The organism is Variovorax raffinosi (assembly GCF_051216615.1).
Classification (GTDB): domain Bacteria; phylum Pseudomonadota; class Gammaproteobacteria; order Burkholderiales; family Burkholderiaceae_C; genus Variovorax.
In genome coordinates, this window is sequence record NZ_JBPJZR010000003.1 from 37,965 (window position 1) to 64,076 (window position 26,112).

Consider the following 26,112-nt stretch of genomic DNA (forward strand, 5'->3'; position numbering starts at 1 on the left):
ATGGCACACACGCCTTCCAACGCACCCGCCGTCGATTCGCCATGCCTCGTGGTGCGCAACCTGAGCATCGACCTGCCCAAGGGCGCCGACCGGCCGCATGCCGTTCACGCCGTGTCCTTCGACGTGATGCCCGGCCAGGTCGTGTGCCTGCTGGGTGAATCGGGCTCCGGCAAATCGGTGATCGCCCAGGCGGTGATGGGGCTGCTGCCCGATTTACTGATGCCCTCGGGCGGGAGCATCGAGGTCCTGGGCGAGAACATCCTCACGGCCGACGCGGCGCACCTGCGCGCATGGCGCGGCGCCCGCATGGCGATGGTGTTCCAGGAACCCATGACGGCCCTGAACCCGGTGATGCGATGCGGCATGCAGGTCGATGAAATGCTGGCCGAACACACCACGCTCAGCGCCGCCGAGCGCAAGCAGAAGGTGCTGGCCATCTTCGCGCGGGTCAAGCTGCCCGAGCCCGAACGCATCTACGACGCCTACCCGCACCAGCTCTCGGGCGGGCAGCGGCAGCGCATCGTGATTGCCATTGCGTTGATCCTGCGGCCCGCGCTGCTGATCTGCGATGAGCCGACCACCGCGCTGGACGTGACCACGCAGGCCGAGATCCTCTCGCTCATCCGCGAGATGCAGCAGGAGAACGGCACGGCGGTGCTGTTCATCACGCACGACTTCGGCGTGGTCGCGGACATCGCGGACCATGTCGTGGTGCTGCAACTCGGCCGCCAGATCGAGAGCGGCCCGAAGGACGACGTGCTGCGCCGGCCGAAAGAGCCCTACACGCGCATGCTGCTCGACGCGGTGCCGCGCCTGGAGCCCGCACGGCGCCCGCCCCTCGCGGATGCCGCGCCGCTGCTCGATGCACGCGGCGTGACCAAGACTTATCGCTCCGGCTCGTGGCCGGGCAAGCGGCGCACGGTGCACGCGGCAACCGATGTGTCGCTCAAGCTGCATGCCGGCGAAACCGTGGGCATCGTGGGCGAATCGGGCTCGGGCAAATCGACGGTGGCGCGCTGCATCGCGCGGCTGATCGAGCCCACCGGCGGTGAAGTGTGGGTGCCGCACATCGAGGCACAGCACGCGCCGCGTGCACGGCTCTCGGCCTTCCGGCGCATGGTGCAGGTGGTGTTCCAGGACCCGAACCGTTCGCTGAATCCGCGCCGCACCGTCGGGCAATCGATCATCGAAGGACCGGTCAACTTCGGTCTTTCGCCCGAGAAGGCCTGGAAGCGCGCCGAAGAACTGATGGACCTCGTGCGGCTCAAGCCCGAAGTGCTGCACCGTTATCCGAGCGAGTTCTCCGGCGGCCAGCGGCAGCGCCTGTGCATTGCGCGCGCACTGGCCTGCGAGCCCCAGGTGCTGATTGCCGACGAGGCCGTTTCTGCGCTCGACGTCTCGGTGCAGGACCAGATCCTCAAGCTGCTCGCGGAGATCCAGCAGCGCCTGTCCATCGGCATCCTCTTCATCACGCACGACCTGCGCGTGGCCAGCCAGATCTGCGACCGGCTGATCGTCATGCACAAGGGCCGCATCGTCGAGCAAGGCACGGCGCACGACGTGCTGCTGTCGCCGCAAGAGGCCTACACCCGTTCCCTGTTGGCAGCAGCCCCTGGTCAGGGCTACGCATTCGGGCAGGGCTGATGCGCACGCACCAGCACCCTGCCCCGATCAACATCTTCGACCCCCAAAAGCAACACACCATGGAAACACCCCTGTACGCACTCAGTGCCGTTCAACTGCTGGCGCACTACCGCGCCCGCACGCTCTCTCCTGTCGACGTGACGAAAGCCGTGCTGGCGCGCATCGAACGCTGGGAGCCGAGCATCAAGGCCACCTACGGGCTGGACGCCGAAGCCGCCCTGGCCTCGGCCAAGGCATCCGAAGCGCGATGGGCCCAAGGCGCGCCGCAAGGCGATCTCGACGGCGTGCCGGTCACGCTGAAGGAAAACATCGCCACGCGCGGCACGCCGTCGCCGATCGGCAGCGCCGCCACGGTGCTGTCGCCCGCAGCGGCGGACGCGCCTGCTGCCGCACGCCTGCGCGAAGCGGGCGTGGTCATCGTCACCAAGACCACGATGCCGGACTTCGGTTTCCTGGGCGCGGCGCCATCGAGCTTTCATGCGCTCACGCGCAACCCGTGGGACCTGAGCAAGAACACGGGCGGCTCCAGCTCCGGTGCCGGCGCTGCCGCCGCCGCGGGCTATGGCCCCTTGCACCTGGGCACCGACATCGGAGGCTCGGTGCGCATTCCCGCCAACTTCTGCGGCGTGTTCGGGCTCAAGCCCAGCCATGGGCGCATTCCGGTCGATCCACCGGCGGCAGCACGCGTGATCGGCCCGATGACCCGCACGGTCGCCGATGCAGCGCTGCTGATGAAGGTGGTCTCGCGTCCCGATCCACGCGACTACATGAGCCTGCCGGCACAAGATATCGCATGGCAAAGCCTGAGCTGCGACGTGCGCGGCCTGCGCATCGGCCTGTGGACCGACACCACGGGCGGCTGGCCGATCGATCCCGAAGTGGAAGAAGCCGTGCTGGCTGCGGCACGCGTCTTCGAGCAGGCCGGTGCCATCGTGGAGCCGCTGCCCGACTGGACCACGCTGGACATGCGCATGGGCATGGCGCATTTCTTCACCATGCGCTGCCGCGTCGAGCTGGCGGCCATGCCGATCGAGCGCGCCAAGCTGGCGGCCGACTACATCCATGCCGCTGGCGAGTTCGCGGGATCGCTCTCGCCCGAGGACACCTTCCGTGCCTTCACGCGCATGCAGACGCTGCGCGCGGCAACCGTGGCCGCCACGCAGCCCTACGACTACGTGCTGTCACCCGTGTCGCCGGTGCTGCCGTTCGCGGCGGAAGCCATCAACAGCGGGCCCGAGAACCCGCTGAAGGACTCGCACTTCACCTCGGTGTTCAACCAGTCGGAGCAGCCCGCGGCATCGATCAACTGCGGCTATTCCCGAAGTGGCCTGCCCATCGGCCTGCAGATTGCAGGTCGCCGCTTCGACGACCTGGGCGTGCTGCAGATGGCTTCGTTCTACGAATCCGTGCGGCCGGCGCAGGCGCAGTGGCCAGAGCCCGCGTAACGCGCTCGCCGGCTGCTAGCGCATCGCCTTGTAGCGGTAGAGACGAAAGCCGTCCTTCTGCACGAAGCTGATGGGCTCCCAGCCGCGCGCCAGTGCGCTGTCGGTGATCAGCGCCATCTGCAGGCCCAGGTAGTCCTGCAGGTTGTCGGCCACCGCGATCTCGAACTTGCGCAGGTCGCGGTCCAGCGCCTCGATCGCCGCGATGGCGTCCTCCACCTTGCCGAAGGGGCGCACACGCGGGGTCAGCGGGCTGCTGCTGCTTCGCGCCAGGCTGTGCGGAACCACGGGCTCCGCGCCGAAGTTGACGATGGCGCCGCCCTCCATGCCATTCAGGCCGCCGATGCTCATCGATGTCATTTCATGAACCCGATGTCGCGCGGATAGACGATGCCGCTGGGGGCCGTCATGCCGAAGTTCTTCAGGTTCGGCAGGATGCCGTTGAGGTCCACATCGGGCACGCCGAACCAGCGCGCCAGCGTGGCGGCGTACTGGTCGACCGAGGTGGTGGGCAACAGGCGGCCCTGGCCGACGTGCCACTGGTCGTCGTCGGCGCTGGTGTTGGTCACACTCACCGGCGGCGGCGTGCCGTAGAACGCCTTGCCCTTCACCGCACCGCCCACCACGAAGTGATGGCTGCCCCAGCCGTGGTCGGCACCGTTGCCGTTGCTCGACAGCGTTCGGCCGAAGTCCGAAACCGTGAAGGCCGTGACCTTGTTGGCGATCTTGAAGTCTTCCATCTGCCGCTGGAATGCGGCCATGGCCTCCGACAGCGCGCCCAGCAGCAGCGGCTGCCGGGTGTCGATGTCGTCATGCAGGTCGAAGCCGCCCATCGAAACGAAGAACACCTGCCGCTTCACGCCCAGCGCGGTGCGCCCGCGGATCAGGCGCGCGACCATCTTGAGCTGGCTGGCCAGATAGTTGCCGCCCGGGAAGCTGACCGCAAGGTCGTCCGACTGGATGGCGTCGGTGATCTTGCCTTCGGCATCGACCGCGCGCTTCGTGACCTTGTTGTATTCGTTCTCCAGCGTATGGCTGCGCGGCTGCTGTGCCAGTTGCTGCAGGGCCGCCTTGACCGTGGCCGAGTTGTAGATGTTGCCCGTGGCCGCGCTCACGCCCTTGATGCGCACGGCGCCCCCCGTGCCGACCTGGTATTGCAGCGCCTCGTCGCCCGACAGGAACACGGTGTTGCCCGACACCGAGATGCAGGTGAAGAGCGACGACGCCGACGGGTTCTGCCTCAGCGCCAGGTCGCCGATGTTGCCGCCCCAGCCGATGACGGAGCCCTCGGGCGAGGACGATTGCCAGATCGACTGCTGGTCGTTGTGCGAGAACAGCTTGGGCGGGATCGGGAAGTCCTTGCGGTTGGAACCGTTGAACTGCGCGCGCGTGAGCGGCTTGATCAGCGGGCCGACGTTGAGCTGCACCGCCACGCTGCCTTCGTCGAACAGGGTGGCCAGCTTCGCCATCTTCGTGTTCACGGCGTATTGGCGGCCACCGTCGAGCGGCAGCGTGGGGTTCAGCGCGGTGAGCGCTCCATAGGGCACGGCAATGCTGCCGCGGATGGCGCTGTACTTCGCGTAGCTGGCGGTGTCGTAGTTGACGACGGTGTTGGCGTAGTCGTTGCCGCCGAAGAGAAAGACGCAGACCAGCGCCTTGTAGTCGTCGCCGGGTGCGGCCTGCGCGGCGGCTTCGCCCATGGCGGCGAGATTGATTGCAAAGGGCAGCGCGGTGCCGGCCATGGCGAGCTGGCCTGTGCGACGCAGGAAGGCGCGGCGCGAATGCCCGGCGGGGTCGATGAGGTACATGTGCGAAGGACTCCGCGTTTATTTATTTCTGGACGAGGTATTCGGGCGAGCCCATCACCAGCAGCACCGCCGCGCAGATGCGGTTGAGCCGGGCCGTGTCGTTGCTCGATGCATTCAGGCCGGGCGTGGCCAGCGCATTGGTGATGAGCGCCACCGTGGCGGCCGACAACTGGTTGCCGGTCAGCAGCAGGTTGAGCCGCTGCACAAGCGCCGCGGGGTCGAGCACGAGCGCTTTCTCTGCCGCGTAGCTGGCCACCACGTCCTTGCTGTCGAAGCCGTTCTGCAGCGCGTCCTGCATGAAGTTCAGATAGCCGCCCACGCTGGTCTCGGTGACCAGCTGGAACTCGGGCGCCACCATCTTGCTGCTGGCGATGGCGGTCGATGGCGGCACGTAGCCGGGCCGGAAGAAGTTGAACACCGAGGGCGAACGCAGCGGGCTCTGGCCCAGGCTCTGGCTCGGGTCCGAGGTGTTGCTGATCTTCCAGGTGTCCTTGGCCGAGCCGATGCCGAAGGTGCGGCCCCATTGCACGAAGCGCAGCATCGGCTCGCGCAGGCGGCCGAAGTTCGGGTCGGCAAGGCCCGTTGGCGCACGCGCCTCGTCGTCGATCAGCACGGCCGTGAACACGCTCTTCATGTCGCCGCGCACGCCCGAACCGTTGTTGGCAAAGATGTCGGCCACGCGCTTGACGTAGGCCGGGCTGGGGTTGCTGGTGACCAGCTGCTGGATCAGTTGCCGGCCGATGAAGGGGCCGACGTTCGGGTGGTTGAAGAGCGTGTCGAGCGCGATCTTCAGCGCCGCCGGGCCGGGCGTGCCAGCCGGCACGGTGGCGCCGAGAAAGCGCGCCTCGCGCATCGAGTGCCGGGCGGGGTCGAACTTCATCGGGCGCGTGGTCCACTGGTTGGACTCGACCGTGCCCCCGCCCGGTTGCGTGACGGCGCCGTACTCGCCGGCCCGGATGTCCAGGTCGTAGCCGGTGAAGACGCGCGCAAGGTTCGACACCTCGTCCTGCACATAGGTCTCTATCGGCTGGCCATCGGCGCCGGTCTTCAGCGTGCCATCGGGGTTGAGCTGGTACAGGCCGATGGACATGAGCTGCATGACCTCGCGTGCGTAGTTCTCGTCGGGCTGCCGGCCGTTCGCGTCTTCCTTCCGGTTGTCGCGGGTGTTCAGGTAGAAGCCCATCGCGGGGTTCAGCGTCACGTCTTCCAGCAACTGGCGGAAGTTGCCGGTGACGCCATTCACCAGCATGTCCCAGTACTGCGCCATCATGATCACCGGCCAGCTCGATCCGATCTCGGTGGCCGAGACCACGAAGATCTCGCTGAACGCCAGGGCCAGGCGCTTGCGCAGCGTATCGGCCGAGGTCATGAGCTGGCGCCAGATCATGGCGTCGACCTCGGTGGGGACGCCTGTTCGGGGGCTCATCCATTCCCAGGCCGTCGGCGCGCGCGGTGCGCCGAACTGCGCGCTGAGCCATGGCAGGTAGCCCTTGGCGCGGACGTCGGCGATCTCGGCGTCCGAAGCGGAGAACTGCGCCTGGAGCAGGAAGCGCGCGGCCTCCTCGTCGTTCTTTGCCTGCAGGTAGTGGTAGGGGCCGGTGTCGGGCACCGCATCCGGGCCGGGGGCGCCGCCTCCGCCGACCGGTGGAAAGGGAAAGCCACCGCCGCCCCCACCTCCGCCTCCACCACCGCATGCGGCCAGCGCCGCCGAGAGGGAAAACGCCGCCAATGTCTTCAGGGGCCGCGACGCATCCGGCGCGGCTTCGTCGGCCACGCATGCGCAGCCGGCTTCGTTCTGTTCCACCATGTTCCTCGCTCCTGCGGCGCTCCAACGCCGGTCGAGCTGTTCAAGGCAAGTGGCATGCCCTGCGGAAATCGCATGGTGGGTCGCCCGAAAACAAGGCGAGTCAATCCACAAATGTGACTTATTGTGACTTTTTAGTCACTCCCAGAAACAAAAATGGCATGCCAGAAAACTGGCGCGGTTCAGCAAGTCTTCAGCTGCGCGCTGCGTGTGGCGACGCTCAGTCGTGCTCGTCGTACCAGTCGTCGTTCGGCGGACGGTAGGGATAGCCGGGGCCGTAATAGATGCGTCCCGGCGGCGGGCTGTAGATGGGTGCCGGGCGGTAGTACACCGGCGGTGGCGGCCGGTAATACACCGGCGGCGGGGGTTCGTAATAGATCGGAGCCGGATATGAATAAACCGGCGGCGGCGCGTAGTACGGCGCCGGGTAGGCGCCGATGGCCAGGCCGGGCGTGCCGATTTCCACCGACCAGCTTCCGCGCGCGCTGGCCGATCCCACGGCCAGCAAGGCGCCCGCGGCAATCGTGCCGATGGCAACCCATTTGAAAACAGAAGAATGATTTTTGAAGTTCACATTGGCTCCAGGGCCAAGGGCGGACAGCGCCCATGTGGATACGCAACGCCCGATGCATGCATGCGGTGCACCCGCGGCGCTGCCGGGTGGTTGCCAAACGTCACCGGCAGCGCGCGCCGCGAAAGAAAGGCTCAACGCGCGATCTCGCGGCGCGACAGCATCACGTCGCCGCCGGTGGTGCTGAAGGAGATGGTGGGTGCGCTGAAGTCGCTCAGCGGCGCGCCAAGGCCGATCTCGCCGCGGCCATGGAGCACGCACTCTTCGCGCCGCAAGGCGATCTCGGTGCTCGGGCCGCCGTTGCCGTGGAAGCGGACCCAGGTGCCGTAGGTGCTGACGTCGATCAGCACGCAACTGCCCTGCCGCACCTCGATGCGCGCATGCAGCCGCGAGACGCGCGGATCGTTCACCACGAACTGCGCGTCGTCGACGCGCCCGAGATGAATCGGCAACTGCTCGGTGCTGAACATCGAGCGAACGTCGAGCCATGCGAGTTCGATTTGGCCGAACGAAGAGTCCGGCATCCGCAACGGCGCGAGCGCGGCCGGCACGGTGAGAAAGGAGGTCACGTCTTCCTGCCAGTCGATGCGATGCACCACCGACATTTCGCTGCGGCCCCGGATATTGATGAGGCCCAGGTCGCGATGCTGCACGCCGCCTTCGCGCAACTGCGAGATCACGGCGTCGGTCACCCAGATCTGGCCGGGCCCGGCCAGGTCGCTCAAGCGCGAAGCCAGGTTGACGGCGTCGCCGTAGCAATCGCCCTCCACTTCCACCACGTCACCACTCGCCACGCCGATCTGCAATGCCATGCGCAATGGCGCCGGCCAGACCAGCAGGCGCTTCTGGTGGTAGCGCTGCAACTCGATGACCGCGTGCGTGGCCGCGGCCCCGCTGGAAAAGATCGCAAAGACGCCGTCTCCCAGCGACTTCACCACCCGGCCACCGTGCGCCTGGCAGACGCCGCCGATCCATTGAGTAAGCCGCGTGACGGTTTCGGTGGCCCGTGCATTCCCCATGGCCTCGAAGACCCTGGTACTCCCCGTCAAGTCCGCGAATACGACTGTGGAATTGACACCCATACTGTTGTGATTCTCTATTGCGATCTCTGGTTGATTATGGTCAAGGCTCCTCGCATTCACTTGCGAGCGGTTTCCTTGGCGTGCGACCAGACATACAAGAAACGATCCGCCCGATCTCTCTGTTGACCATATGTATACGCTCGTAACAGCAAGGCGGATGCCCAGGGGACATTGAGCATATGTAGTACTTTGGAAAACAAATTGAAAATAGCAGTGAAAACGACAAGTAAAGCGTGTTGTTTTACAAACAAGAAACACTGTTTGTGATCTTGTGCAACCGTGAACTGCGGCTTAAGGTAGCGACCGTCCTTGCTTCCCGCAATACGCTTCTCGCCTCATGCTTTTCCGCCGAATTCTTCGTCTGCTGAACGTGCCCGGCTTCGGTTCCCGCCAGGTGGCAGAAAGCCAGTTGGGGCGCATCCGCACAGCCATGCTGTCGGCCCTTCAGGGACGTGGCGGCCATTCGATCCAGCGCGTCAGCCAGCGCGTGCGCTTTGCGGTCGACATGGAAGCCCTCTGGTATCTGCGGCAGGACGTGATGGTCGCGCTCAGCGACATCGACGGCGAATCCGCCGCGCGCCGCCAGATGAAAGCCATCAACAGCATGTTCAAGGGCGGACTGCCCGGCTCGATGGGCCCGCGCGCTCACCAGCGCTTCACCAACAACGGTTGAAGCCGCCGCGCGGCCCGTGCCCTGTTCAATGGGCGTGGTCGTCGTGGTGATGATGGTGGTGCTCGTGTGAATGGTCATGCTGATGACCCCACACCAGGAACACGTCGCGCCCTTCGGCCGCCATCGCCACCTTCGCGCCCACGGGCAGCAAAACCTTCGTCGGCACATGCCCGAACGGCAGGCCCGCCAGCACGGGCACCTTGAGCGTGGCGCGCAGGCGGTCGATGACCGTGTTCAAACCGAACCCACGGTCGTAGCCCGCCACCTTGCGGATGCCGGTGAACTGGCCGAACACGATGGCGCGCTGGCGCGCGAGCACGCCGGCCAGCTTCAGCTGGTCGAGCATGCGTTCGATGCGGTACGGATGCTCGTTGGTGTCCTCGATGAACAGCACGCCCTTGTCCACCATCGGAAAGTACGGCGTGCCGAGCAGGCTGGTGAGCACGCACAGGTTGCCGCCCCACAGCACGGCGTCTTGCACGGGCTTGAACTTCAGTTCGGCATCGCGTGCCGGCATGCGCCAGCCGGTGCCTTCGCCCTGCCCGCTCAACAGGTCGTCGAAGCAGGCTTCCATGATGTCGTCGGGGCCGTCCTCGGCGCCGAAGTCTTCGCCGACCGCGGGGCCTGACCAGGTGATCGCGCCGGTCTTGACGAGCAGCGCGTTCTGCAGCGCGGTGAAGTCGCTGCAGCCGACGAATTGGGTGCCCTTTTGGATCGCCTTCGCAACGGCCTTGTACGGAATCGCGTCGAGGATGCGCGTGAGGCCGTAGCCGCCGCGCGCGATGAGCGCAACATCGGCGCCGCTGGCGGCCGCGCGCGAAATGGCGGCGAGCCGCGTGGCGTCGTCGCCCGCAAAACGCTGGTGCACCGACAGCGCCGCGTCGTCGACTTCGACTTCATGGCCCAGCGCGGTGAGCCGCTTCACGCCGCGCCGAAAAGCAGCCTTGTCACGGATCGCGCTGGAGGGAGAGTAGATGTAGATGTGTTTGGTCACGAGGTCGAGTATCCCATTGCGTTGCGCGCTTGCAGGGCGAGCGCCTTGGCCTGCGCGGGTGTCGGTCCCGAAGAAGAAGCGATGGGCCCGAGCGCGCGCAATGCGGCTTCGTAGCCCCGATCGGGAAAAGGCGCGCGCCATGCGTCCTTGATGCGCTCGCCGCCTTCGGGCGCCACGAACGTCGCTGCGAAGCGGTCGCCCGCCGCAGCCTGCAGTAGCGCGGCCAGGTTGGCGGCGGATGCGCTGTGCAGCAGCACCAACGGCGTTGGGTGCAAACGGTCGAGCCATTCGAGCAGCACATCGCGATGCCATTCGAGCGTGTGCGTCGTTTCGCGCTTGGGCTTGTCGCTCTTGCCGAATCCGATCAGGTCGGGCACGAGCGTGCGCAGGCCGGGCGCGCCGACGAGGTGCCGGAAGAAGTAGCCCCATTCGCCGGGGCCGTGCAGGCACAGGCAGCCAGCGAGTGGATCGCCCTCGCCGCTTTCGTCCACGTAGTGCATGCGCCAGCCTTGCAGGCCCGGCAGGTCGTGCACGTGATGCGCGGCGAAGGCGTAGTCGCCCAGCGCGGCAAAGCGCTCTGCCGGCGTGCGCAGCGCATCGTCGCGCAAGGGCTCGGCCTGTTCGCGCGCGACACTGCGGCGCTGCTGGAAAAAAGCTTGCAACACTGCCGCGCATTCCTGCGCCAGCACGCCGCCCTGCACCTGCGTGCGATGGTTCAGGCGCGGTTCGGCAAAGAGGTCGAGCACGGAACCGGCCGCGCCGGTCTTCGGGTCGGTCGCGCCGAACACCACGCGCGCCAGGCGCGAATGCAGCATGGCACCCGCGCACATCGCGCAAGGCTCCAGCGTGACGAACAACTCGCAGCCATCCAGCCGGTAGTTGCCGAGCGCGGCGGCACCGGCACGCAGTGCATTGATCTCCGCGTGCGCGCTCGGGTCGTGGTTTGCCACGGGCGTGTTGCGGCCGGTGGCAATGACCTGGCCGTCCTTGACCAGCACTGCGCCTACCGGCACCTCGCCCGCTTCGGCGGCAAGGCGGGCCTCGGCCAGCGCCAGCGTCATCCAGCGCGCGTCGTCGTCGTTCATCGGCGAAGGCAATGCGGGCTCAGTTGTCATCCGGCATCTTGCGCGCCTGGGCGGCCGCTTCGAGCGCGTCCTTGACCTGCTTCTGGACCTGTTGCGACTGGTCGCGCACCGTGGCGGGTGGCTCGCCGGCGGCCGGTGCGACCACGCCCGGCACAGCCGGCAGTGCGGATGAAACACCGCTCCCCATCTGCTTCTTCGCGATCAATCCGACGATCAACAACGCCAGCACCAAACCGATCAATCCGAGCACGCGCATTTCAGCGGTCCTCTGCCACGGGGGCCCGGGCATTCATGCCGAGGCGGTCCATCCACACGGCCAGTGCTTTTTCGTCCGGAGTGCCTGCGCTGTAGACGGCGTGCATCGCGGCATGCGATTCGCGGCGGTGCTGGTTGAGCTTGATCTTGCATTGCAGCGCCGTCACGCGCAGCTCGAAGCCGACGATGCCGGCCAGCATCTTGAGCTGGAACTCCTCGCCCAGGTCGCGCCATTGCTGCGCGTAGCCGGGCTCGTGATCGCCGATGAGTTTCTTGAGCAGGGCGTCCTTGGCGGCCGGTTCTTCGATCAACCGGGCCTCGACGGTGCAATGCACCGCCAGGTAGTTCCAGGTCGGCACGCGCGCCAAGTCGGGATAGACCGAGGGCGACAGGTACGAATGCGGCCCGAGGAAAGTGGCGACCGCCTTCGGCCGCGCCTGCAGATAGCGCCAGTGCGGATTGGGCTTGGCGCAATGGCCCCACAACACCAGCTCGCCGCCCTCTCGCGGCTCGGCCACCAGCGGCAGGTGAGAGACGTACGGCAGGCCGTCGTCATCGTTCGAGATCAGGCTCGCGAACGGGTGCGAGCGGATCAGCTCCAGCGCGATGGCCGGGTCCTTGGCATTGAACTGCGGGGGCATGTACATGGGACGGGTTCCTCGTGGGCGAGGCCCGATTGTCCCCGAGCCGCGCTACTTTGCGTGCGCGGCCTCCAGTTGCCTGACCATGGCCGTGTAGCCCCGGGCCCTGGCCAGTTGCAGCGGCGTGTTGCCCTGCCGGTCGGTCAGCTTCAGGTTGGCACCCGCGTCGATGAGCGCGGCCAGCGTGCGCTGGTGGCGCGGTCCGCCGTCGCCGAGCACGATGGACTCGATGGTCGCGGTCCAGTGCAGGTTGTTGACATGGTCGAGCGGCGCGCCCGCCGCGATCAGGCGGCGCACCACTTCGTCGTGGCCCAGGTGCGCGGCAGCGATGAGCGCGGTGCCGTCGTAGCGGCTCGTGGTCTGCCCGGCCTTGGCGCCGAGCGAGAGCAGCAACGAGAGCGTGGCCACGTCGTCGGCCACTGACGCGATGGTCACGGCGTCGTAGCGCTCGTCTTCGAGCAGGTCGAGGTTGGCGCCGGCCTTGGCCAGCAGCTTCACCGCGTCGCGTTGCCGCGCATAGGTCGCGACATGCAAGGGCGTGCGGCCGCGCGGGTCGCGCGCGTCGAGGCTGGCGCCCGACGCAATCAGGCTCTTCAGCTTCGGCAGGTCGCCATGCCATGCGGCCCGGTGCAGTCCTTCATAGGCCAGCACCTCGGCCGCCAGCGGCGGCACCTGCGCGGACGCGCCGGCCGATGCGCCCAGCCCGAGCGCCACCGCCAGCACCGCCGTCCAGGCACCGCGCGCCTTCATCAGAGCTGGCCCTTGACCTTGTCGATGGCCGCGTTGGCGCACTGCTCGTCGAGGTTGCCGCCCGGTGCGCCGCCCACGCCCACGGCACCGATCACTTCATTGCCCGACTTGATCGGCACGCCGCCGCCCAGCAGCAGGAAGCCCGGCAGGTACACGAGGTTCGCCGCGCCCGGGTTCTTCTGCGCGCCTTCCATCATGGCTTGCGTCGGGCTCTTGGCCGAGGCCGAGGTCCAGGCCTTGCGCTCGCTCGATGCCAGCGTGTGCGGGCCGGCGTTGTCGGCGCGCTGCACGGCACGCACGGTGCCAGCGCGGTCGACCACGGTGGCCGCCACGTTGTAGCCATTGGCTGCGCAGGCCGCCACGGCTTCGGCCGCGACCTGGTTGGCCAGTGCGAGCGAAATGTTCTTTTCGGTGCGAACGGCCGGCGCGGGCGACTGGGCCTGGGCGGCGGATGCGGCGAGCAGAACGGCGAGGCCGCCGAGGCGAAGGATCGAGTGCATTGTTTGGTTTCTCCAGTGGATGCAGGGTGAGTGCGCCGGCTGTTGCCGACCGCTGCGCCACTGTAGAAAACGCCGCGCACGAAGGCCATTCGTACGGTTACGCGCGGCGCTCCGTAGTTCTACGGAGCGCGCCCTGCCCCGCCGTTCAGGCCTTGCTGTCGACCAGCACCGCGTAGCGCCGGATCAGTTGCGCCAGTGAATCGCAATCGAGCTTGGCGAACAGGTTGGCGCGGTGCGTCTCGACCGTGCGCGGCGACAGCGCCAGCGTGCGTGCGATCTCCTTGTTGGTCAGGCCCTGCACGATGAAGGCCAGCACCTCGCGCTCGCGCTCCGACAGTTGCGCAACCTGCTCGCGCGCGGCGTTGTCGGCCTGCGAGCGTTCGCGCGTGCGCACATGCTGGCGCACGGCCTGCTGCAAGGCTTCGAGCAGTTGCTCGTCGTCCACCGGTTTTTCGAGGAACTCGGCCGCGCCGGCCTTGAAGGCGCGGCGGCACATCTCGACGGTGCCGTGGCCGGTCAGCATGATGACGGGCTGGTCGACACCCTGCGCCATCAGGCGGTCGAGCACCGTGAGCCCGCTGATGCCGGGCATGCGCACATCGAGCACGATGGCGCCCACGCTCGCGCGGTCGAAGCCGTCGATGAAGGCTTGCGGATCGGCCCAGTCCTGCACCCGCAGGCCGACCGTGCCGATCAGCAGCGACAGGCTTTCGCGCACCGCCTGGTCGTCGTCGATCAGGTGGATGAGCGGCGACAGGGGCTGATGGGTTCCGGGCGTGCTCACGACGGGCGCTCCGTGGCGGTGGCCGACGCCACCAGCGGCAACAGCAAGGTGAAGCGCGCGCCGCGCGGTGTGGCATTGGCCGCGCTCAGGCTGCCGCCCATGCCACTGGCCAATGTCTCGCTGAGGCTCAGGCCGAGACCCAGGCCGCCTTCGCGGGTGCTGAAGAAGGGCTCGAAGAGACGCGGCAGTGCCTCGGGTGCAATGCCGCGTCCGTTGTCGGCCACGGTCAGCACGCCCTCTTGCCCGTTGCGGCCGACGGAGACCACGAGGCGCCGCTCGGCGGCCGGCACGAGGTCGAGCGCCTGCAGCGCATTCATCAGCAGGTTGTGCACGATCTGCTCCAGTGCCACCGCTTCGGCCTGCACGCGCACCGGTGCCTGCGCGGTGGCATCGAACTGCGCCGTGATCGCGTGACGGGAAAACTCCGGCGCCAGCAGGTGCATCGCGCTGCGCACTACTTCTTGCAGCACCAATGGCTTCACTTCGCCGCCTGCCTCGGGTCGCTCGATCACGCGGCGCAGGCGCCCCACCACGCCGGCCGCGCGGCGCGCCTGCTCGACGGCCTGGCCCATCGCGTCGCGGGCGGTGGCCAGGTCGGGTGGATCGTCGTCGAGCAGGCGGCGCGCGGCCTGCGCATTGGCCAACACGGCCGTGAGCGGCTGGTTGAGTTCGTGCGCCAAACCTGCCGACAGTTCACCCAGCGCGTTGAGCCGCGCGACCTGGCCGAGCCGCAACAACTCTTCGGCCCTGCGACGCGCAACGCGCTGGCGCTGCGCGGCCCACAGGCCGGCCAGCAGCAAGGCCATGGCCACCGCCCAGCCGCCGATGCTGCGCCACGGCAACTCGCCCCAACCCACATGGCGCTCTGCCACGAGGTCGAAGGGCTGGCTCGGCGACGCCAGCGCCTTGGTCAGGTCGAAGCGCCAGCCGCTCGCGGAAGGCCGGCCCGGCTGCAGCACCAGTTGCTGGCCATCGCGCTGCAGGCTCAGGCGCACGGGGCTTTGCTGCGGATTCATCGGCCAGTCGCGCCACGGCACCGAGCCGACCAGGTCGATTTCAAGCGCATAGCTGAACGGCGTGGCGCCCATCACGAGCTGGTAGCGGCCGTGCGTCAGGTCGAGCGTGGCCAGGTCGGCGCGATGCTGGCTGCGCGACCGCGCTTCGGCCGCGGCCAATACGCCGGCCTGTTTTGCGTCGGGCCAGGGCTCGTCGCGATCGCGCCGCTGCACCCGCAGGATCGACGAGTACACGGACGGCAGGCGCTGCTCGGGGTGGTCCGCCCCGTTGCTGGGCTCCAGCAATGCGAGCGTGGCCAGCACGGCGTCGTACTGCACCACCTGCTGGCTCATGAGGCGGTGGGCGATGCGCACGTCGGTCTCGAAGTCCTGATGCATCTGCGCGAGTTGGGCCCGCGCCAGCCACACCGCGCCCACGGCCGTGAGGACCAGCCACGCCAGCCACCAACCACCCTGCGTACGCAACCACTGTTTCATGGCGCGGATTGTGCCCGCCGCTGCGGGCCGATTCGATGTTGGCCGAGAATGCGGCCCCAGACATGAGTGAAGTGCAGGACTCCCTTTTCCCCGATCTTCCGCGCCCGCAAGAGGAGCCCGCGGCATCGCCGCCGCCCAAGGCACAGGCCGACGCCGAAGCGCCCGCGAAGAAGAAATCGCGCACCGGCACGGTCGAGCCCGCGCCAACCGATCCGGCGCTGGTCGAGCTGGCCGCCGCGTTGCCGCCCCAGTTGCGGCTCGGCACCTCGTCGTGGAGCTATCCCGGCTGGGCCAATCTCGTGTGGGACGGCGAATACGCAGAGACCGTGCTGTCGAAGAACGGCCTGTCGGCGCTGGCGAAGCACCCGCTGTTTCGCACCGTGAGCCTGGACCGCAACTTCTATCGCGCCCTCACCGCCAGCCAGTACGCGCGCTACGCGGCCATGGTGCCCGACGACTTTCGCTTCGTGGTCAAGGCGCCGAGCCTTGTGACCGATGCCACGGTGCGCGACGAAAGCGGTCGCGGCATGCAGGCCAACCCCGTGTTCCTGAGCAGCGAGATCGCGCGGCAGGAATTCGTGCTGCCCGCCCTCGAAGGGCTGGGCCATCGCATCGGCGTGCTGGTGTTCCAGTTGAGCCCGATCCCCGGACACCTGCTGGCCGACCAGCCCGCGCTGCTCGGGCGCATCGCCGCCATGCTCGAATCGCTGCCCGACCTGACATCGGTGGCGCCCGACGCGGTGATTGCCGTCGAAGTGCGCGATCCGCAATTGCTGTGCCCCGCCTTCGCCGACATGCTGCGCAGCGTGCGCGCCACCTTCTGCATGGGCCTGCACGCCAAGATGCCGCCGATCGAAGACCAGTTGCCGATGCTGCGCGCGCTCTGGCCCGGTCCGCTGGTGTGCCGCTGGAACCTGCACCGCCGCCACGGCCGCTTCGGCTATGAAGATGCGGAGAAGCTCTACGGCCCCTTCGACAAGGTGATCGATCCCGATCCGGAAACGCGCGCGGCATTGGCCAAGGTGATCGCCGGCACCACGCGCGCGGGGCAGAACGCCTTCGTCACCGTGAGCAACAACGCCGAAGGTTGCGCGCCGCTGACGATCGCATCGCTGGCGCGCGACATCGTGAACCTGCCAACGCGTTAGTCGGTCTCGGACAGGGGTAGACAGGGAATCCTATTCACGTAGCATGACCTTCCCCCCGATCCAAAGGACACCCCGTCATGAGCGCGCCGGCATTGCTTCGCACCCTCTTCAACTACCAGGCATGGGCCCACGACGAGCTGCTGGATCGAATGGAAGGCTTCGATCCGCAATTGCACAAGGATGCGCGGCACGCCGCCATCCGGCTCGTCAATCACTGCCTCGTGGTGAACCAGATCTTCGCGGCGCATCTCGTGGGCAAGGCGCACGACTTTTCCACGGACAACACCGAACACACGCCGACGCTGAAGGACCTTCGCGCCGCCGTGGCCACGCTGGACCGCTGGTACCTCGACTATCTGGAAACGATGACGCCGGTGCTGCTGGCCGAGCGCGTCCCCTTCGTCTTCACCGATGGAGACAAGGGCTTCATGTCACGCGAAGAAATGCTGACCCATGTGGTCACCCACGGTGGCTATCACCGGGGTGAAGTCGGTCGCCTCTTGAGGCAGGAGTCGCGCGAACTGCCATATGACACCTTCGCGGTGTACCTGCACCAGGCCGAGCCGTCGCGCCGCCTGCAAGGGGCGGAGACGGCGCAGGCGGAACAGGCGGCATAGGCGCCCGGTGCTTCAGGCCTTGGCGGCCACCGTCATCTCGACCTCGACCGTGGCGTTCTTCGGCAGCGCATAGACACCGACCGCCGTGCGCACATGCACGCCGGCATCGCCGAACACGCGGTGCAGCAGGTCGGATGCGGCATCGGCCACTTCGCTCTGCTGCGTGAAGTCCGCCGTGCACTGCACGAACACGCCGACGCGCAGCACCTTCTCGACCGCATCGAGCGAACCCAGCGCGCGACGCAGCAGCGCCAGGCTGCGCAGCGCGCAGATCTGCGCGCCCTCTTGCGCCTTGGCCAGCGACACCTGATCGCCCACACGGCCGGTGACCACCACCGTGGTGCCCACGCGCGGCACCTGTCCGCTCAGGTAGACCGTGCGGCCATCGCGCACGAGGGGCACGTAGTGCCCGCCCGCAATGATGTCGCCTTCGAAACTGTGGCCCAGCTCCGAGGCGATGAGGTCGGCAATCTGGTCGCGGCTTTGCTCTGTCATATGGCTTCCATGAAAAGGAGCGCCATTGTCGCTACCGGCTTCGCGGGAAAACAGATACAGATCGTGCTGGCCCGATACGGAACAGATCGAGCAGGCCCCGCCCTTCAGGCCTCGAACGCGAGGAAGACCCGGCCGCCCTCGATCTTCACCGGATAGCTGCGCAGGTCTTCGGTCAGCGGCGCGCACATCGCCTTGCCATTGCGCACGTCGAAGCGCCCCTGGTGCAGCGGGCATTCGATCTCGTGGCCCTCCAGAAAGCCGTCGCACAACCGGGCATGGCCGTGCGTGCAGATGTTGTCGGTCGCGTGAATACCGTCTTCGGTGCCGTACAGGGCGATGTCCCTGCCCTGCACCTCGATGCCGACCACGTCGTCGGCGGGAACGTCGTCGACCGCCGCGGCGTCGACCCAGGTCATCGTGCTCATGTTCTTTTGTCCTTCGCTCAGTTGTCGGCCTTGATGCCCGCGCGTTCGATCACCGGCTTCCAGCGGCGCAGTTCCTCGCCCATGAACTTGCCCAGCGCCTCGGGCGTGCTGCCCACGCCATCGAAGTACGCGGTCTGCAGGCGCTTCTGGGTTTCGGGGTCCTTCAGCACCGCCGCGATCTCGCGGCTCATGCGCTGCACGATCTCGGGCGACGTGCCCTTGGGTGCCATGTAGGCGAACCACGGCACGGCCTGGATGTCGGGCAGGCCCGACTCGCGCAGCGTGGGCAGCTCGGGCAGCAGCGCCGAGCGCTCGGCCGAAGTCACGGCCAGTGCCTTCAGGCGCCCGGCCTTGGCCTGCGGCATCACCGTGACGGGCGGCAGGCAGGCGTACTGCACATCGCCCTGGATGATGGCCGTGACCGCCTGCCCCGACGACGCATACGGAATGTGCACCGCGAACGACTGGGTCTTGAGCTTGATCAGCTCCACGCCCAGGTGCGAGATCGATCCGTTGCCGGTCGATGCGAAGTTGAACTTGCCGGGGTTCTGCTTCATCGCGGCGAGCCAGCCCTTGACCGAATCGACGTTCATCGAATTCGAGACCACGCAGACATTGGGCGTGGTCGCGGCGAGCGACACCGGCACCAGGTCCTTGAACGGGTCGTAGGGCAGGTTCTTGTAGAGGATGGTGTTGTAGACCAGCGGCGCGTTCACCGACAGCAGGAAGGTGTAGCCATCGGGCGCGGCCTTCGAGACCTGGTCGGTGCCGGTGTTGCCGCCGGCGCCGGGCTTGTTGTCCACGATCAGCGGCTGGCCGATCCGGGCCGAGAGCTTGTCGTTGACGATGCGCGCAAGGATGTCGGGCGACGAGCCGGCCGCGAACGGCACGACGATGCGCACGGGGCGCTGCGGCCATTCCTGTTGTGCGTGCGCGCCAGCCACCGTGAGGAGCGCAGCGACGGCAAGCGGCAGCATTCGGACCACGCTCATGGCCTGGCCTCCACATCGACCATGCCCAGGTGGTCCTGCTGCTCGCGTGCGATGAAGCCCGCGATGAGTGCCCGATACGCCGCTTCAACCACCTCCGGGTACGCGCCCTCTTTCTCGGCCAGCGCGCACACCTTGTCGATCACTTCCTGCTGGCGCTGCGGCGCCGACACCTGGAAGGCATCGCGCTTGAAGCGCGCGGCGTCTTTCACATAGCGGCCGCGCTCGGCCAGCAGCGCGACGATCTTGCGGTCGAGCGCATCGATGTTCTCGCGCACCTCGGCGAGGTTGTTGCACAGCGGCTGGTAGGCCGGGTCGACAAAGCGCCTCAATGGCGCACCGTGGGTCTCTGGTTCTTTTTCTTGCATGGCTCAGATGGGGTAGATGATGGAGTTCGGGATCATTTCGCTGTCGAACACGCACAGGCGCGAAGCGAACTTCAGGCCTTCGGGCGTCGGCACGACCTTGTCGATGTAGCGGCCGACATTGAACACGGTGGAAGGCCCGTCGAGCTTGGTGCGGAACACCGCGTAGTTGGCTTCGCTGTGGATCGCGCCGTCGGCGTCCACCGAATGCACCACCGGCAGGCCGATCACATGGCGCTGGTAGTACGGGTCGTGGAACAGCGTCTCCTGGATGCCGTAGACGCGGTCTTCGAGCATGCCCCGGCTCTCGAAGGACAGCGTGGCCAGCGGCAGGTTGCGCTCGTGGTTCTCGCGCGGCTGCAGGCGGTAGCTGCATTGCTCGATGAAGAACGCGGGCCACAAGTCCCACTTGCCGGAATCCACCGCGTGGGCATAGGCCGCGTACAGCGCGGCCAGTTCGAGATAGGTGTTGGCGTCGAGCTTCATGCCGCCTCCATCACTTCGCGCCAATAGCGGTACATGCCGCGAATCAGCGTCTCGGTCACCATGTGGTCGGTGTTCTCGACCTCGCGCCCGCCCAGCTCGGCCAGCGTGCGGTGATAGGGCTTCTGCTCGAAGCCTTCCTGCGAGAACTCGATCACCTCGCCGTCGTCGGCCGACACGAAGCCGGCCGGCCCGAACAGATTGGCCTGACGCAGGCGGCGCTGCGTCATCTCCGCGGTGTCGTCCTCGAAGCCGAAATGCGTCCAGACGAAATCGAAGGCGTCGTGGCCCACCGGCTGGATGTGCCGCGTCGACACGCTGTTGACCTGCTGCTGCAGGATCAGGCTGGGGAACAGCGTCATCATCACCGCCGTCGGTCCGTCCCACCAGGGCTCGGGCACGATGTCGAGAAAGCGCGGGTCCTTGAGCTGCATGCTTTCCTTGAAGCTCGACACCTGCGTCACCTGCGCGGCCTTGCCCGCATTGCCGCGCGTGGAAATCATGGCGGCGTGGCGGCCGCGTGCATCCATCTTCAGCTCCGACTTGTTGTCGGCGCGCCAGAGCCCGAAGGTCACGAACCAGGTGTGCAGCAGGCCCGGGTGGTATGGGTCCTTGATGTTCTCCTGCATCAGTTTCCAGTTGCCCGGAATGCGCTGGCGGCTGTAGCCGAGGATGGTGAGCTTGCGGCCGTCGAACAGGCGGTCGAAGTAATGAAGGATGTCGGGGCCGAGGAAGTCTTCGAGCGATTCGATCCCGTGGTCGAACGACGCGAACACCACGCCGCCGCGCGACGCGACCTTGAGCTTGTTCAGGCCGTGGTCCTCGGTCTTGAAGTCGGCCGGCATGCCGCCGTGCACCTTGCCGTCCTGCTTGACGCCACGGCGGAACGGCACGCCCTGCAGATCACCCTTGAGCGTGTAGTTCCACTGGTGGTAGGGGCAGACGAACTCTTTCTTGTTGCCGTGGCGCTCGCGGCAGAACTGCATGCCGCGATGCGCGCAGACGTTCTCGAAGACATGAATCTCGCCCGCTTCGTCGCGCGACAGGATGACCGAGCGCTCGCCGATGGTCGTGCGCTTGAAATCGCCCGGATTCGGAATCTCGGCTTCGAGGCCGACGTAGCACCAGTGCTTCTCGTAGAAGAAGCGCTGCAGCTCCTTCTTGTGCAGCGCCTCGTCGGTGTAGGCCATGAAGGGAATGCGGCTGGTCTTGTCGCTCTCCCATCGCAACTCGATGGGGAACACGGCTTGCGTGGTCATCGCGGGTCTCCTTTTCTTGTCGGTCGGTCTCTTCTGTTTGTTCTTCAGGTGCCTTGCAGGTAGAAGGCATCGGCATGGGTCTGCTCGGGTGCAAGGCCTCGGGCACGCACCAACTGGGTCACGGCCTCGACCATCGGCGGCGAGCCGCAGAGGTAGGCGCGCCACCCGTCGAGCTTGCCGGGCCAGTCGGCGCGGATCGCATCGGTGATGAGGCCCAGCCGCTGGTTGTCGCGCGCGGGGCCGGTGACGACCACCACGTGCACATCGAGGCCGGGGTGCTGCGCCTGCAGCTCGCGCAGTTCCTGCAGGCCGTAGACGTCCGCATCGGAGCGCACGCCCAGGTACAGGTGAATCGGCTGCGTGAGCCCCGCCGCGATGGCGCCGCGCACGATGGAAAGAATCGGCGCGAGCCCGGTGCCACCTGCGGCGCAGAGCATCGGGCCGCGATGCTTCGTTCGCAGATAGGCCGTGCCCAGTGGACCGCTCACCCGAACCGAATCGCCCACGCGCAGTTGCTCGAAGATGTGCGCCGTCACCCGGCCGCCCGGCACCCTGCGGACATGAAATTCAAGCTCCGCATCTCGGCTCAGCCCGGCCATCGAATACGGCCGCGCCAGATCGGGTGCGAACTGCAGTTGCGCGTACTGGCCCGGAGAAAACTCCAGCGGCTTGTTCGGCTTGAGCCGCAGGCGACGGATGTCATACGTGAGCACATCGATGCCGGTGACCGTCGCCTTCAGGATCCGCGCCGGATGCACCACCACCTCATCGGGCTCGGGAATCTCGATGACGCAGCTTTCGGTCAGCGTGCTCTGGCAGGCCAGCACGTAGCGCTCGCCCTGCCCGTCCGGGCGGATCGCGTCCTGCCCGCCGTCGAGCACCTGGCCCGACACCACCTTGCAGCGGCAGGTGCCGCAGCGCCCCGACATGCAGCTGTACGACACCGGCACATGGTGCTCGCGCAGCACTTCGAGCAGGTTCGCGCCGGGGCGGACCTCGAGGGTGCGGGCAAGGGGGTGAATGTGCAGGTCCATCGTCGGGCTCTCTTTGCGCCGGCGTCGTGGCCGGCTTGTCTCTGTGGCTGGATGATGCGCGGCCGATGGAGATTGACCAATAGAATCCGGTGAATCATCCCCATCACTGGCATGAATAAAGGTCTGCCATGCAACTGAAGGACATCGACCTCAACCTGCTGCTGGTGTTCGACCGCATGCTGGCCGAGAAGCGCGTGTCGGCGGTGGCCGAATCGCTCGGGCTTTCGCAACCCGCCATCAGCAATGCGCTGGCGCGCCTGCGCAAGCTGCTGGGCGACGAGTTGTTCCTGCGCACCGCGCGCGGCATGGAGCCCACGCCCTTCGCACTGCAGCTGGCGGAGCCGGTGGCCTATGCGATGGGTGCGCTGCACACGGCCCTCAACCAGCAGGTGGTGTTCGACCCCGCCACCAGCACGCGCAGCTTCACGCTCGCCATGACGGACATCGGCGAGATCTACTTCACGCCCAAGCTGATGGAAGCGCTGTCGCTCACCGCACCGGGCGTGACGATCAGCACGCTGCGCAACAACACCGCGACCAACCTGCGCGACGAGCTGGAAGCCGGCCACGTCGACATCGCCATCGGCCTGTTGCCGCAGCTCAAGGCGGGCGTGTTCCAGCGGCGGCTGTTCCTGCAGCGCTACGTGTGCCTGTTCTCGGGCACGCATCCGCTGGCGCGCAAGCGCAGCGTGTCACTGAAGGACTTCAGCGCGGCCGACCATGTGCTGGTGCAGGCGGCCGGCACGGGCCACGGCAAGGCCGACGACGTGATGGCGGCGCAAGGCATCCATCGCCGCATCCGGCTGCGCGTGCCGCACTTCGTGGCCATCGGCCACATCCTGCGTTCGAGCGAAATGATCGCGACGGTGCCCGAGCGGCTGGCGCAGAGCATTGCCGAGCCCTTCGGGCTGGTGTGGCGCCCTCACCCGGTGGCGCTGCCGCAGATTGCGATCAACCTGTTCTGGCATGCGAAGGTGCACCGCGATCCGGGCAACCAGTGGATGCGCGGGTTGCTGTTCGACAACTTCGCGGACGGCGGTTAGTCCGCAGGCCGGGCGTGGTCCGGCATCGCCGAGTTGCGCGCGAGCTGGTCGACCGCGCGCAGCAGCGTCGGCACGCGGTACGGGCCGTGCATGCGGCGCACCTCCTGCGCGGCGAGCGCCACGTCGATTCCGACGGCGGTCACGAACAACGGCGATCCGCTCCCGCCGCGCCGCACCTCGATGGCATCGCTCGCGCTGCGGTATGCCGTCTTGGCGACACCGACGACAGGCACCTTGCGCCCCAGCGCCTCGTGCAGATGCGCGCCCAGCCCCGCATGGCCTTGCTCGAGCGTCGCGTAGCCGTCGACGATGACGATGTCGGCCGGCGGCCCTTCGCGCAACACGCCGAGCAGGCACGGCAATTCGCGGCGATAGAACTCGCCGGGTTCGTACGCGGCCACCTCGCCGAAGCCGGCGACGGCCTGCGTTTCTTCATGCGCCGCGGTCCATCCACGGAACCAGACGCCGGCGGCCACTGCGGTGTCGGCGCGGTAGTCCACGTCGAGGCAAACCAGCAGCGGCTCGGTCACTTCAGGCCTCCACGGAGTTCTGCGCCGTCGGCCACTGCGCCAGGATCTCGTGAACGCCCTCGCCCACGTGGCTGTCGATCAGCGCCAATGACCCGGCGCGCCAGCGGACCGGTTCGTCGGTCGCGTGCTGTTCGAGCTTGCGGCGCGCATAGGCCAGCGTCATGTGCGGCGTGAAGGCGCGCGTCGGCTTGAAGCCTGCGTCCGCCAGTGCTTCGCCCAGCCGCTGCCTGTACTGCGCAAGCGCGCCCGCCCCTTCATTGCCGCACAACACGAGCGCACCCTTCGCATAGCTCATGGCCCGGTCGAACACGACGTCGAAGGACGGTGCTTCCAGCGTCGCGGCGGCAGCTCGTGCAAGCGCCACCTTGTCTTGCGGCACCGCCGCGTACTCGCCCAGATCGTGCAGCGTGACGTGCAGGCGCGGCGCATCGACCAGCGTGGCTTTCAGCACATGCCGCGAGTTCATCAGCACGCCCAATTCGGTGATGGATGCGGCGTCTTGCGGGCTCGGAAGGATGGCGAAGAAGAGTGCGTGGGGCAGCGCTTCCTTGCGCTGCGGCTTGTTGTTTTTTCGGCTGCGCGGCAGAGGCCGCGGCGGGGGATCGATACCGGGAAGAAGAAACTGTTCAGACATGCCTCGATCATCGCGCATGGCCGATGCTCTTCATCCGATCTTCAGCATGCGACAAGCTCGTCTTCAGCTTGAAATTTGAGAATCGATGCACGCTGATGGCAAGGCAACTGCCTGCCACCTGTCGATCGATTTCAACCCATCCCACAAGGAATTTCATCTTGACGAAAACGCAAGCCTGCACCGTCCTCGCAGCCCTTTTGCTCGGCACCGCATCCATGAGCGCTTCTGCTGCCGGCCCCACCCAGGACACCGGCTTCTACGCGGGCGGCGCCATCGGCCGCTCGAGCTACAGCCTGTCGGGCTCCAACAGCGTCCCCGCACCGTGGGGCGGCGAGAAGAGCAGCAAGTCCGGCACCGCCTACAAGATGTACGGCGGCTATCGCCTGACGGAAAACTTCGGCGTGGAAGCAGGCTATGCGCGCCTGGGCCGCGTGAGCCAGTGGACCGCGATGAACGGCATCTCCAGCCTCCAGAGCGGCACCGGCAGCGCCTTCTATGCGGCCGCCACTGCCCGCCTGCCGCTCGGCGATTCCTTCGCACTCAACGGCCGCCTGGGCCTTGCGCGCGGCAGCGTCTCCGGCGGTGACAAGTGGGCGCCGAGCTACCAGCGCATCTCGGGCAACTCCACCGGTGTCATGGTGGGCTTCGGCGCCGAATACCGTGTGACGCAGAACCTGTCGATCACGGCGGACTACGACTACTTCGGCAAGGTGTCGAAGCAGGCCAAGGGCGGCATGCTCTCAGTGGGTCTGAAGGCGAGCTTCTAAGCCTCGACCTAGCAATAACAACAGTGCGCCGTCGCCGGCTGGCGACGGCGCACTGTCGCGTCTGCAACTCAGCGAACGGGCGCCGGGTCGGCGGCAGTGTGGCGGGTCGCCTCGCCCGTCCATTCGCGCACGAACGCATCCGGCGCTTCTCGCGCGGGCGCCTGCGTCAGTGCCTCCTTCGGCGTTCCCACGTAGAGGAAGCCCAGCAGCCGCTCCGAATCCTGCAGGCCCAACGCCTGCTGCACGTGACGGTCGTAGCTGTTGAGCCCCGTGGCCCAGAAACCGCCATAGCCCAACAGGTGCAGCGCGTTGAGCATGTTCATCGCGGCGGCGCCCACGGCCAGGACCTGCTCGGATTCGGGCACCTTGTGCGGCGACTGGACCCGGGCGCAGATCGCGATGAGCACGGGCGCAGCCATGGCCTTGCTGCGAAAGCGTTCGCCGTCGTCCAGAGGGTCACGCAGGCGCGCGGCGTTCGCGAAGACGTTGCCCAGGGCCACCCGCGCATCGCCACGGATGATGACGAAACGCCAGGGCCGAAGTTGCCCGTGGTCGGGGGCGCGCAGCGCGGACTGGAACACGAGGTCCAGTTCTTCGGCGGACGGCGCAGGCTCGGTCAATGGCCAGGGCGAATGACGTTCGAGCAAGAGGTCCAGCGCATGGCGCCGGTCGGAGCGAAGCTTGGAAGAAGTATCCGGGTGCATGTCAGCGTCCTTCAATCGAAATGAGAAGGCCGCCCCATGGCCGATGGCAGGCGCTGGAAAGGCTTCAGTGGCGGGCTGGCTCGCTGGTGCGAG

At 67.1% G+C, this 26,112-nt stretch carries 31 protein-coding genes; 7 read left to right on the forward strand and 24 right to left on the reverse strand.

What is annotated here, in order from left to right:
• Both ACSFB7_RS11280 and ACSFB7_RS11285 read left to right on the forward strand, forming a co-directional pair.
• Positions 1-1,644, forward strand: coding sequence for a dipeptide ABC transporter ATP-binding protein (locus ACSFB7_RS11280; RefSeq protein WP_435470044.1), 1,644 nt, complete (start codon positions 1-3; stop codon positions 1,642-1,644).
• A gap of 59 nt (positions 1,645-1,703) precedes the next feature.
• The gene (locus ACSFB7_RS11285; protein WP_435470046.1) at positions 1,704-3,089 is read left to right on the forward strand and encodes an amidase; all 1,386 of its coding nucleotides are present in this window, start codon (positions 1,704-1,706) and stop codon (positions 3,087-3,089) included.
• A 15-nt stretch (positions 3,090-3,104) separates the two neighbouring features.
• Here ACSFB7_RS11285 and ACSFB7_RS11290 read toward each other — a convergent pair whose 3' ends face one another.
• The 5 genes from ACSFB7_RS11290 to ACSFB7_RS11310 form a co-directional block, all read right to left on the reverse strand.
• Positions 3,105-3,446, reverse strand: coding sequence for a hypothetical protein (locus ACSFB7_RS11290; protein ID WP_435470048.1), 342 nt, complete (start codon positions 3,444-3,446; stop codon positions 3,105-3,107).
• Positions 3,443-4,894 carry a DUF1501 domain-containing protein gene (locus ACSFB7_RS11295; protein ID WP_435470050.1) on the reverse strand — a complete coding sequence of 484 codons (1,452 nt, stop codon included), beginning with the start codon at positions 4,892-4,894 and terminating at the stop codon, positions 3,443-3,445. Before ACSFB7_RS11295 ends, ACSFB7_RS11290 begins: the two co-directional genes overlap by 4 nt.
• A 22-nt stretch (positions 4,895-4,916) precedes the next feature.
• Complete coding sequence (locus ACSFB7_RS11300) at positions 4,917-6,701, reverse strand: DUF1800 domain-containing protein (RefSeq protein WP_435470052.1); 1,785 nt, start codon at positions 6,699-6,701, stop codon at positions 4,917-4,919.
• 217 nt (positions 6,702-6,918) lie between these two features.
• Positions 6,919-7,272 carry a hypothetical protein gene (locus tag ACSFB7_RS11305; protein WP_435470054.1) on the reverse strand — a complete coding sequence of 118 codons (354 nt, stop codon included), beginning with the start codon at positions 7,270-7,272 and terminating at the stop codon, positions 6,919-6,921.
• 131 nt (positions 7,273-7,403) lie between these two features.
• Positions 7,404-8,351 (reverse strand): adenylate/guanylate cyclase domain-containing protein, encoded by a 948-nt coding sequence (locus tag ACSFB7_RS11310; RefSeq protein WP_435470056.1) that lies wholly within the window; start codon positions 8,349-8,351, stop codon positions 7,404-7,406.
• Between the two features lie 337 nt (positions 8,352-8,688).
• Between ACSFB7_RS11310 and ACSFB7_RS11315 the strand changes: the two genes are divergently transcribed.
• Entirely contained in the window at positions 8,689-9,024 is a 336-nt protein-coding gene (locus ACSFB7_RS11315; protein ID WP_435470058.1) for a hypothetical protein, read from the forward strand.
• Between the two features lie 25 nt (positions 9,025-9,049).
• Here the strand turns inward: ACSFB7_RS11315 and ACSFB7_RS11320 are convergent, their stop codons facing one another.
• From ACSFB7_RS11320 to ACSFB7_RS11355, 8 genes are all read right to left on the reverse strand, one after another.
• Entirely contained in the window at positions 9,050-10,018 is a 969-nt protein-coding gene (locus tag ACSFB7_RS11320) for an LD-carboxypeptidase (protein WP_435470060.1), read from the reverse strand.
• Positions 10,015-11,133, reverse strand: a complete 1,119-nt coding sequence (gene tadA, locus ACSFB7_RS11325) for a tRNA adenosine(34) deaminase TadA (RefSeq protein WP_435470062.1) — start codon at positions 11,131-11,133, stop codon at positions 10,015-10,017. The genes ACSFB7_RS11320 and tadA overlap by 4 nt, the downstream gene beginning before the upstream one ends.
• A complete protein-coding gene (locus ACSFB7_RS11330) occupies positions 11,123-11,359 on the reverse strand; it encodes a hypothetical protein (protein ID WP_435470064.1) in 237 nt (78 codons plus the stop codon). The genes tadA and ACSFB7_RS11330 overlap by 11 nt, the downstream gene beginning before the upstream one ends.
• Position 11,360: 1 nt before the next feature.
• Positions 11,361-12,005 (reverse strand): FMN-binding negative transcriptional regulator, encoded by a 645-nt coding sequence (locus ACSFB7_RS11335; RefSeq protein ID WP_435470066.1) that lies wholly within the window; start codon positions 12,003-12,005, stop codon positions 11,361-11,363.
• Positions 12,006-12,050: 45 nt separating this feature from the next.
• On the reverse strand, positions 12,051-12,749 hold the full coding sequence (locus ACSFB7_RS11340; protein ID WP_435470068.1) for an ankyrin repeat domain-containing protein: 699 nt from the start codon (positions 12,747-12,749) through the stop codon (positions 12,051-12,053).
• Positions 12,749-13,249, reverse strand: coding sequence for a GlcG/HbpS family heme-binding protein (locus ACSFB7_RS11345; RefSeq protein ID WP_435470070.1), 501 nt, complete (start codon positions 13,247-13,249; stop codon positions 12,749-12,751). Before ACSFB7_RS11345 ends, ACSFB7_RS11340 begins: the two co-directional genes overlap by 1 nt.
• Positions 13,250-13,394: 145 nt before the next feature.
• Positions 13,395-14,033, reverse strand: a complete 639-nt coding sequence (locus ACSFB7_RS11350; protein WP_435470072.1) for a response regulator transcription factor — start codon at positions 14,031-14,033, stop codon at positions 13,395-13,397.
• Positions 14,030-15,526: a sensor histidine kinase gene (locus ACSFB7_RS11355; protein WP_435470074.1), complete on the reverse strand. Its 1,497-nt coding sequence runs from the start codon at positions 15,524-15,526 to the stop codon at positions 14,030-14,032. The genes ACSFB7_RS11350 and ACSFB7_RS11355 overlap by 4 nt, the downstream gene beginning before the upstream one ends.
• A gap of 62 nt (positions 15,527-15,588) precedes the next feature.
• On the opposite strand from ACSFB7_RS11355, the gene ACSFB7_RS11360 reads away from it, so the two are divergent.
• Positions 15,589-16,674: a DUF72 domain-containing protein gene (locus tag ACSFB7_RS11360; protein WP_435470076.1), complete on the forward strand. Its 1,086-nt coding sequence runs from the start codon at positions 15,589-15,591 to the stop codon at positions 16,672-16,674.
• A gap of 77 nt (positions 16,675-16,751) precedes the next feature.
• On the forward strand, positions 16,752-17,291 hold the full coding sequence (locus ACSFB7_RS11365; protein ID WP_435470078.1) for a DinB family protein: 540 nt from the start codon (positions 16,752-16,754) through the stop codon (positions 17,289-17,291).
• 12 nt (positions 17,292-17,303) lie between these two features.
• On the opposite strand, the gene ACSFB7_RS11370 is transcribed toward ACSFB7_RS11365, so the two are convergent.
• The 7 genes from ACSFB7_RS11370 to ACSFB7_RS11400 all read right to left on the reverse strand — a co-directional run bounded on the left by ACSFB7_RS11370 (position 17,304) and on the right by ACSFB7_RS11400 (position 22,341).
• Positions 17,304-17,786: a RidA family protein gene (locus tag ACSFB7_RS11370; RefSeq protein ID WP_435470079.1), complete on the reverse strand. Its 483-nt coding sequence runs from the start codon at positions 17,784-17,786 to the stop codon at positions 17,304-17,306.
• A 104-nt stretch (positions 17,787-17,890) separates the two neighbouring features.
• Positions 17,891-18,211 (reverse strand): non-heme iron oxygenase ferredoxin subunit, encoded by a 321-nt coding sequence (locus ACSFB7_RS11375; protein WP_093239606.1) that lies wholly within the window; start codon positions 18,209-18,211, stop codon positions 17,891-17,893.
• Between the two features lie 17 nt (positions 18,212-18,228).
• Entirely contained in the window at positions 18,229-19,203 is a 975-nt protein-coding gene (locus ACSFB7_RS11380) for a Bug family tripartite tricarboxylate transporter substrate binding protein (RefSeq protein ID WP_435470080.1), read from the reverse strand.
• Positions 19,200-19,568: a chorismate mutase gene (locus ACSFB7_RS11385; RefSeq protein WP_435470082.1), complete on the reverse strand. Its 369-nt coding sequence runs from the start codon at positions 19,566-19,568 to the stop codon at positions 19,200-19,202. The genes ACSFB7_RS11380 and ACSFB7_RS11385 overlap by 4 nt, the downstream gene beginning before the upstream one ends.
• 3 nt (positions 19,569-19,571) lie before the next feature.
• Positions 19,572-20,051, reverse strand: a complete 480-nt coding sequence (locus tag ACSFB7_RS11390) for an aromatic-ring-hydroxylating dioxygenase subunit beta (protein WP_435470084.1) — start codon at positions 20,049-20,051, stop codon at positions 19,572-19,574.
• Positions 20,048-21,307 (reverse strand): aromatic ring-hydroxylating dioxygenase subunit alpha, encoded by a 1,260-nt coding sequence (locus tag ACSFB7_RS11395; protein WP_435470086.1) that lies wholly within the window; start codon positions 21,305-21,307, stop codon positions 20,048-20,050. Before ACSFB7_RS11395 ends, ACSFB7_RS11390 begins: the two co-directional genes overlap by 4 nt.
• Before the next feature lie 44 nt (positions 21,308-21,351).
• Entirely contained in the window at positions 21,352-22,341 is a 990-nt protein-coding gene (locus ACSFB7_RS11400; protein ID WP_435470088.1) for a 2Fe-2S iron-sulfur cluster-binding protein, read from the reverse strand.
• 128 nt (positions 22,342-22,469) lie between these two features.
• Here ACSFB7_RS11400 and ACSFB7_RS11405 point away from each other — a divergent pair, with 128 nt between their 5' ends.
• Positions 22,470-23,384 (forward strand): LysR family transcriptional regulator, encoded by a 915-nt coding sequence (locus ACSFB7_RS11405; RefSeq protein ID WP_435470090.1) that lies wholly within the window; start codon positions 22,470-22,472, stop codon positions 23,382-23,384.
• Here ACSFB7_RS11405 and ACSFB7_RS11410 read toward each other — a convergent pair.
• From ACSFB7_RS11410 to ACSFB7_RS11420, 3 genes are read right to left on the reverse strand one after another with little or no spacing between them, the layout of a single operon-like run.
• Positions 23,381-23,914: an endonuclease V gene (locus ACSFB7_RS11410; RefSeq protein ID WP_435470092.1), complete on the reverse strand. Its 534-nt coding sequence runs from the start codon at positions 23,912-23,914 to the stop codon at positions 23,381-23,383. The two genes, ACSFB7_RS11405 and ACSFB7_RS11410, sit on opposite strands and share 4 nt — an antisense overlap.
• Before the next feature lies 1 nt (position 23,915).
• On the reverse strand, positions 23,916-24,548 hold the full coding sequence (locus ACSFB7_RS11415) for a 2'-5' RNA ligase family protein (protein WP_435470094.1): 633 nt from the start codon (positions 24,546-24,548) through the stop codon (positions 23,916-23,918).
• 7 nt (positions 24,549-24,555) lie between these two features.
• Positions 24,556-24,765 (reverse strand): hypothetical protein, encoded by a 210-nt coding sequence (locus ACSFB7_RS11420; RefSeq protein ID WP_435470096.1) that lies wholly within the window; start codon positions 24,763-24,765, stop codon positions 24,556-24,558.
• Here ACSFB7_RS11420 and ACSFB7_RS11425 point away from each other — a divergent pair.
• Positions 24,764-25,315 (forward strand): outer membrane beta-barrel protein, encoded by a 552-nt coding sequence (locus ACSFB7_RS11425; protein ID WP_435470098.1) that lies wholly within the window; start codon positions 24,764-24,766, stop codon positions 25,313-25,315. The two genes, ACSFB7_RS11420 and ACSFB7_RS11425, sit on opposite strands and share 2 nt — an antisense overlap.
• Before the next feature lie 68 nt (positions 25,316-25,383).
• Here ACSFB7_RS11425 and ACSFB7_RS11430 read toward each other — a convergent pair whose 3' ends face one another.
• The gene (locus ACSFB7_RS11430; RefSeq protein WP_435470100.1) at positions 25,384-26,019 is read right to left on the reverse strand and encodes a nitroreductase family protein; all 636 of its coding nucleotides are present in this window, start codon (positions 26,017-26,019) and stop codon (positions 25,384-25,386) included.
• Positions 26,020-26,112: the final 93 nt, after the last annotated feature.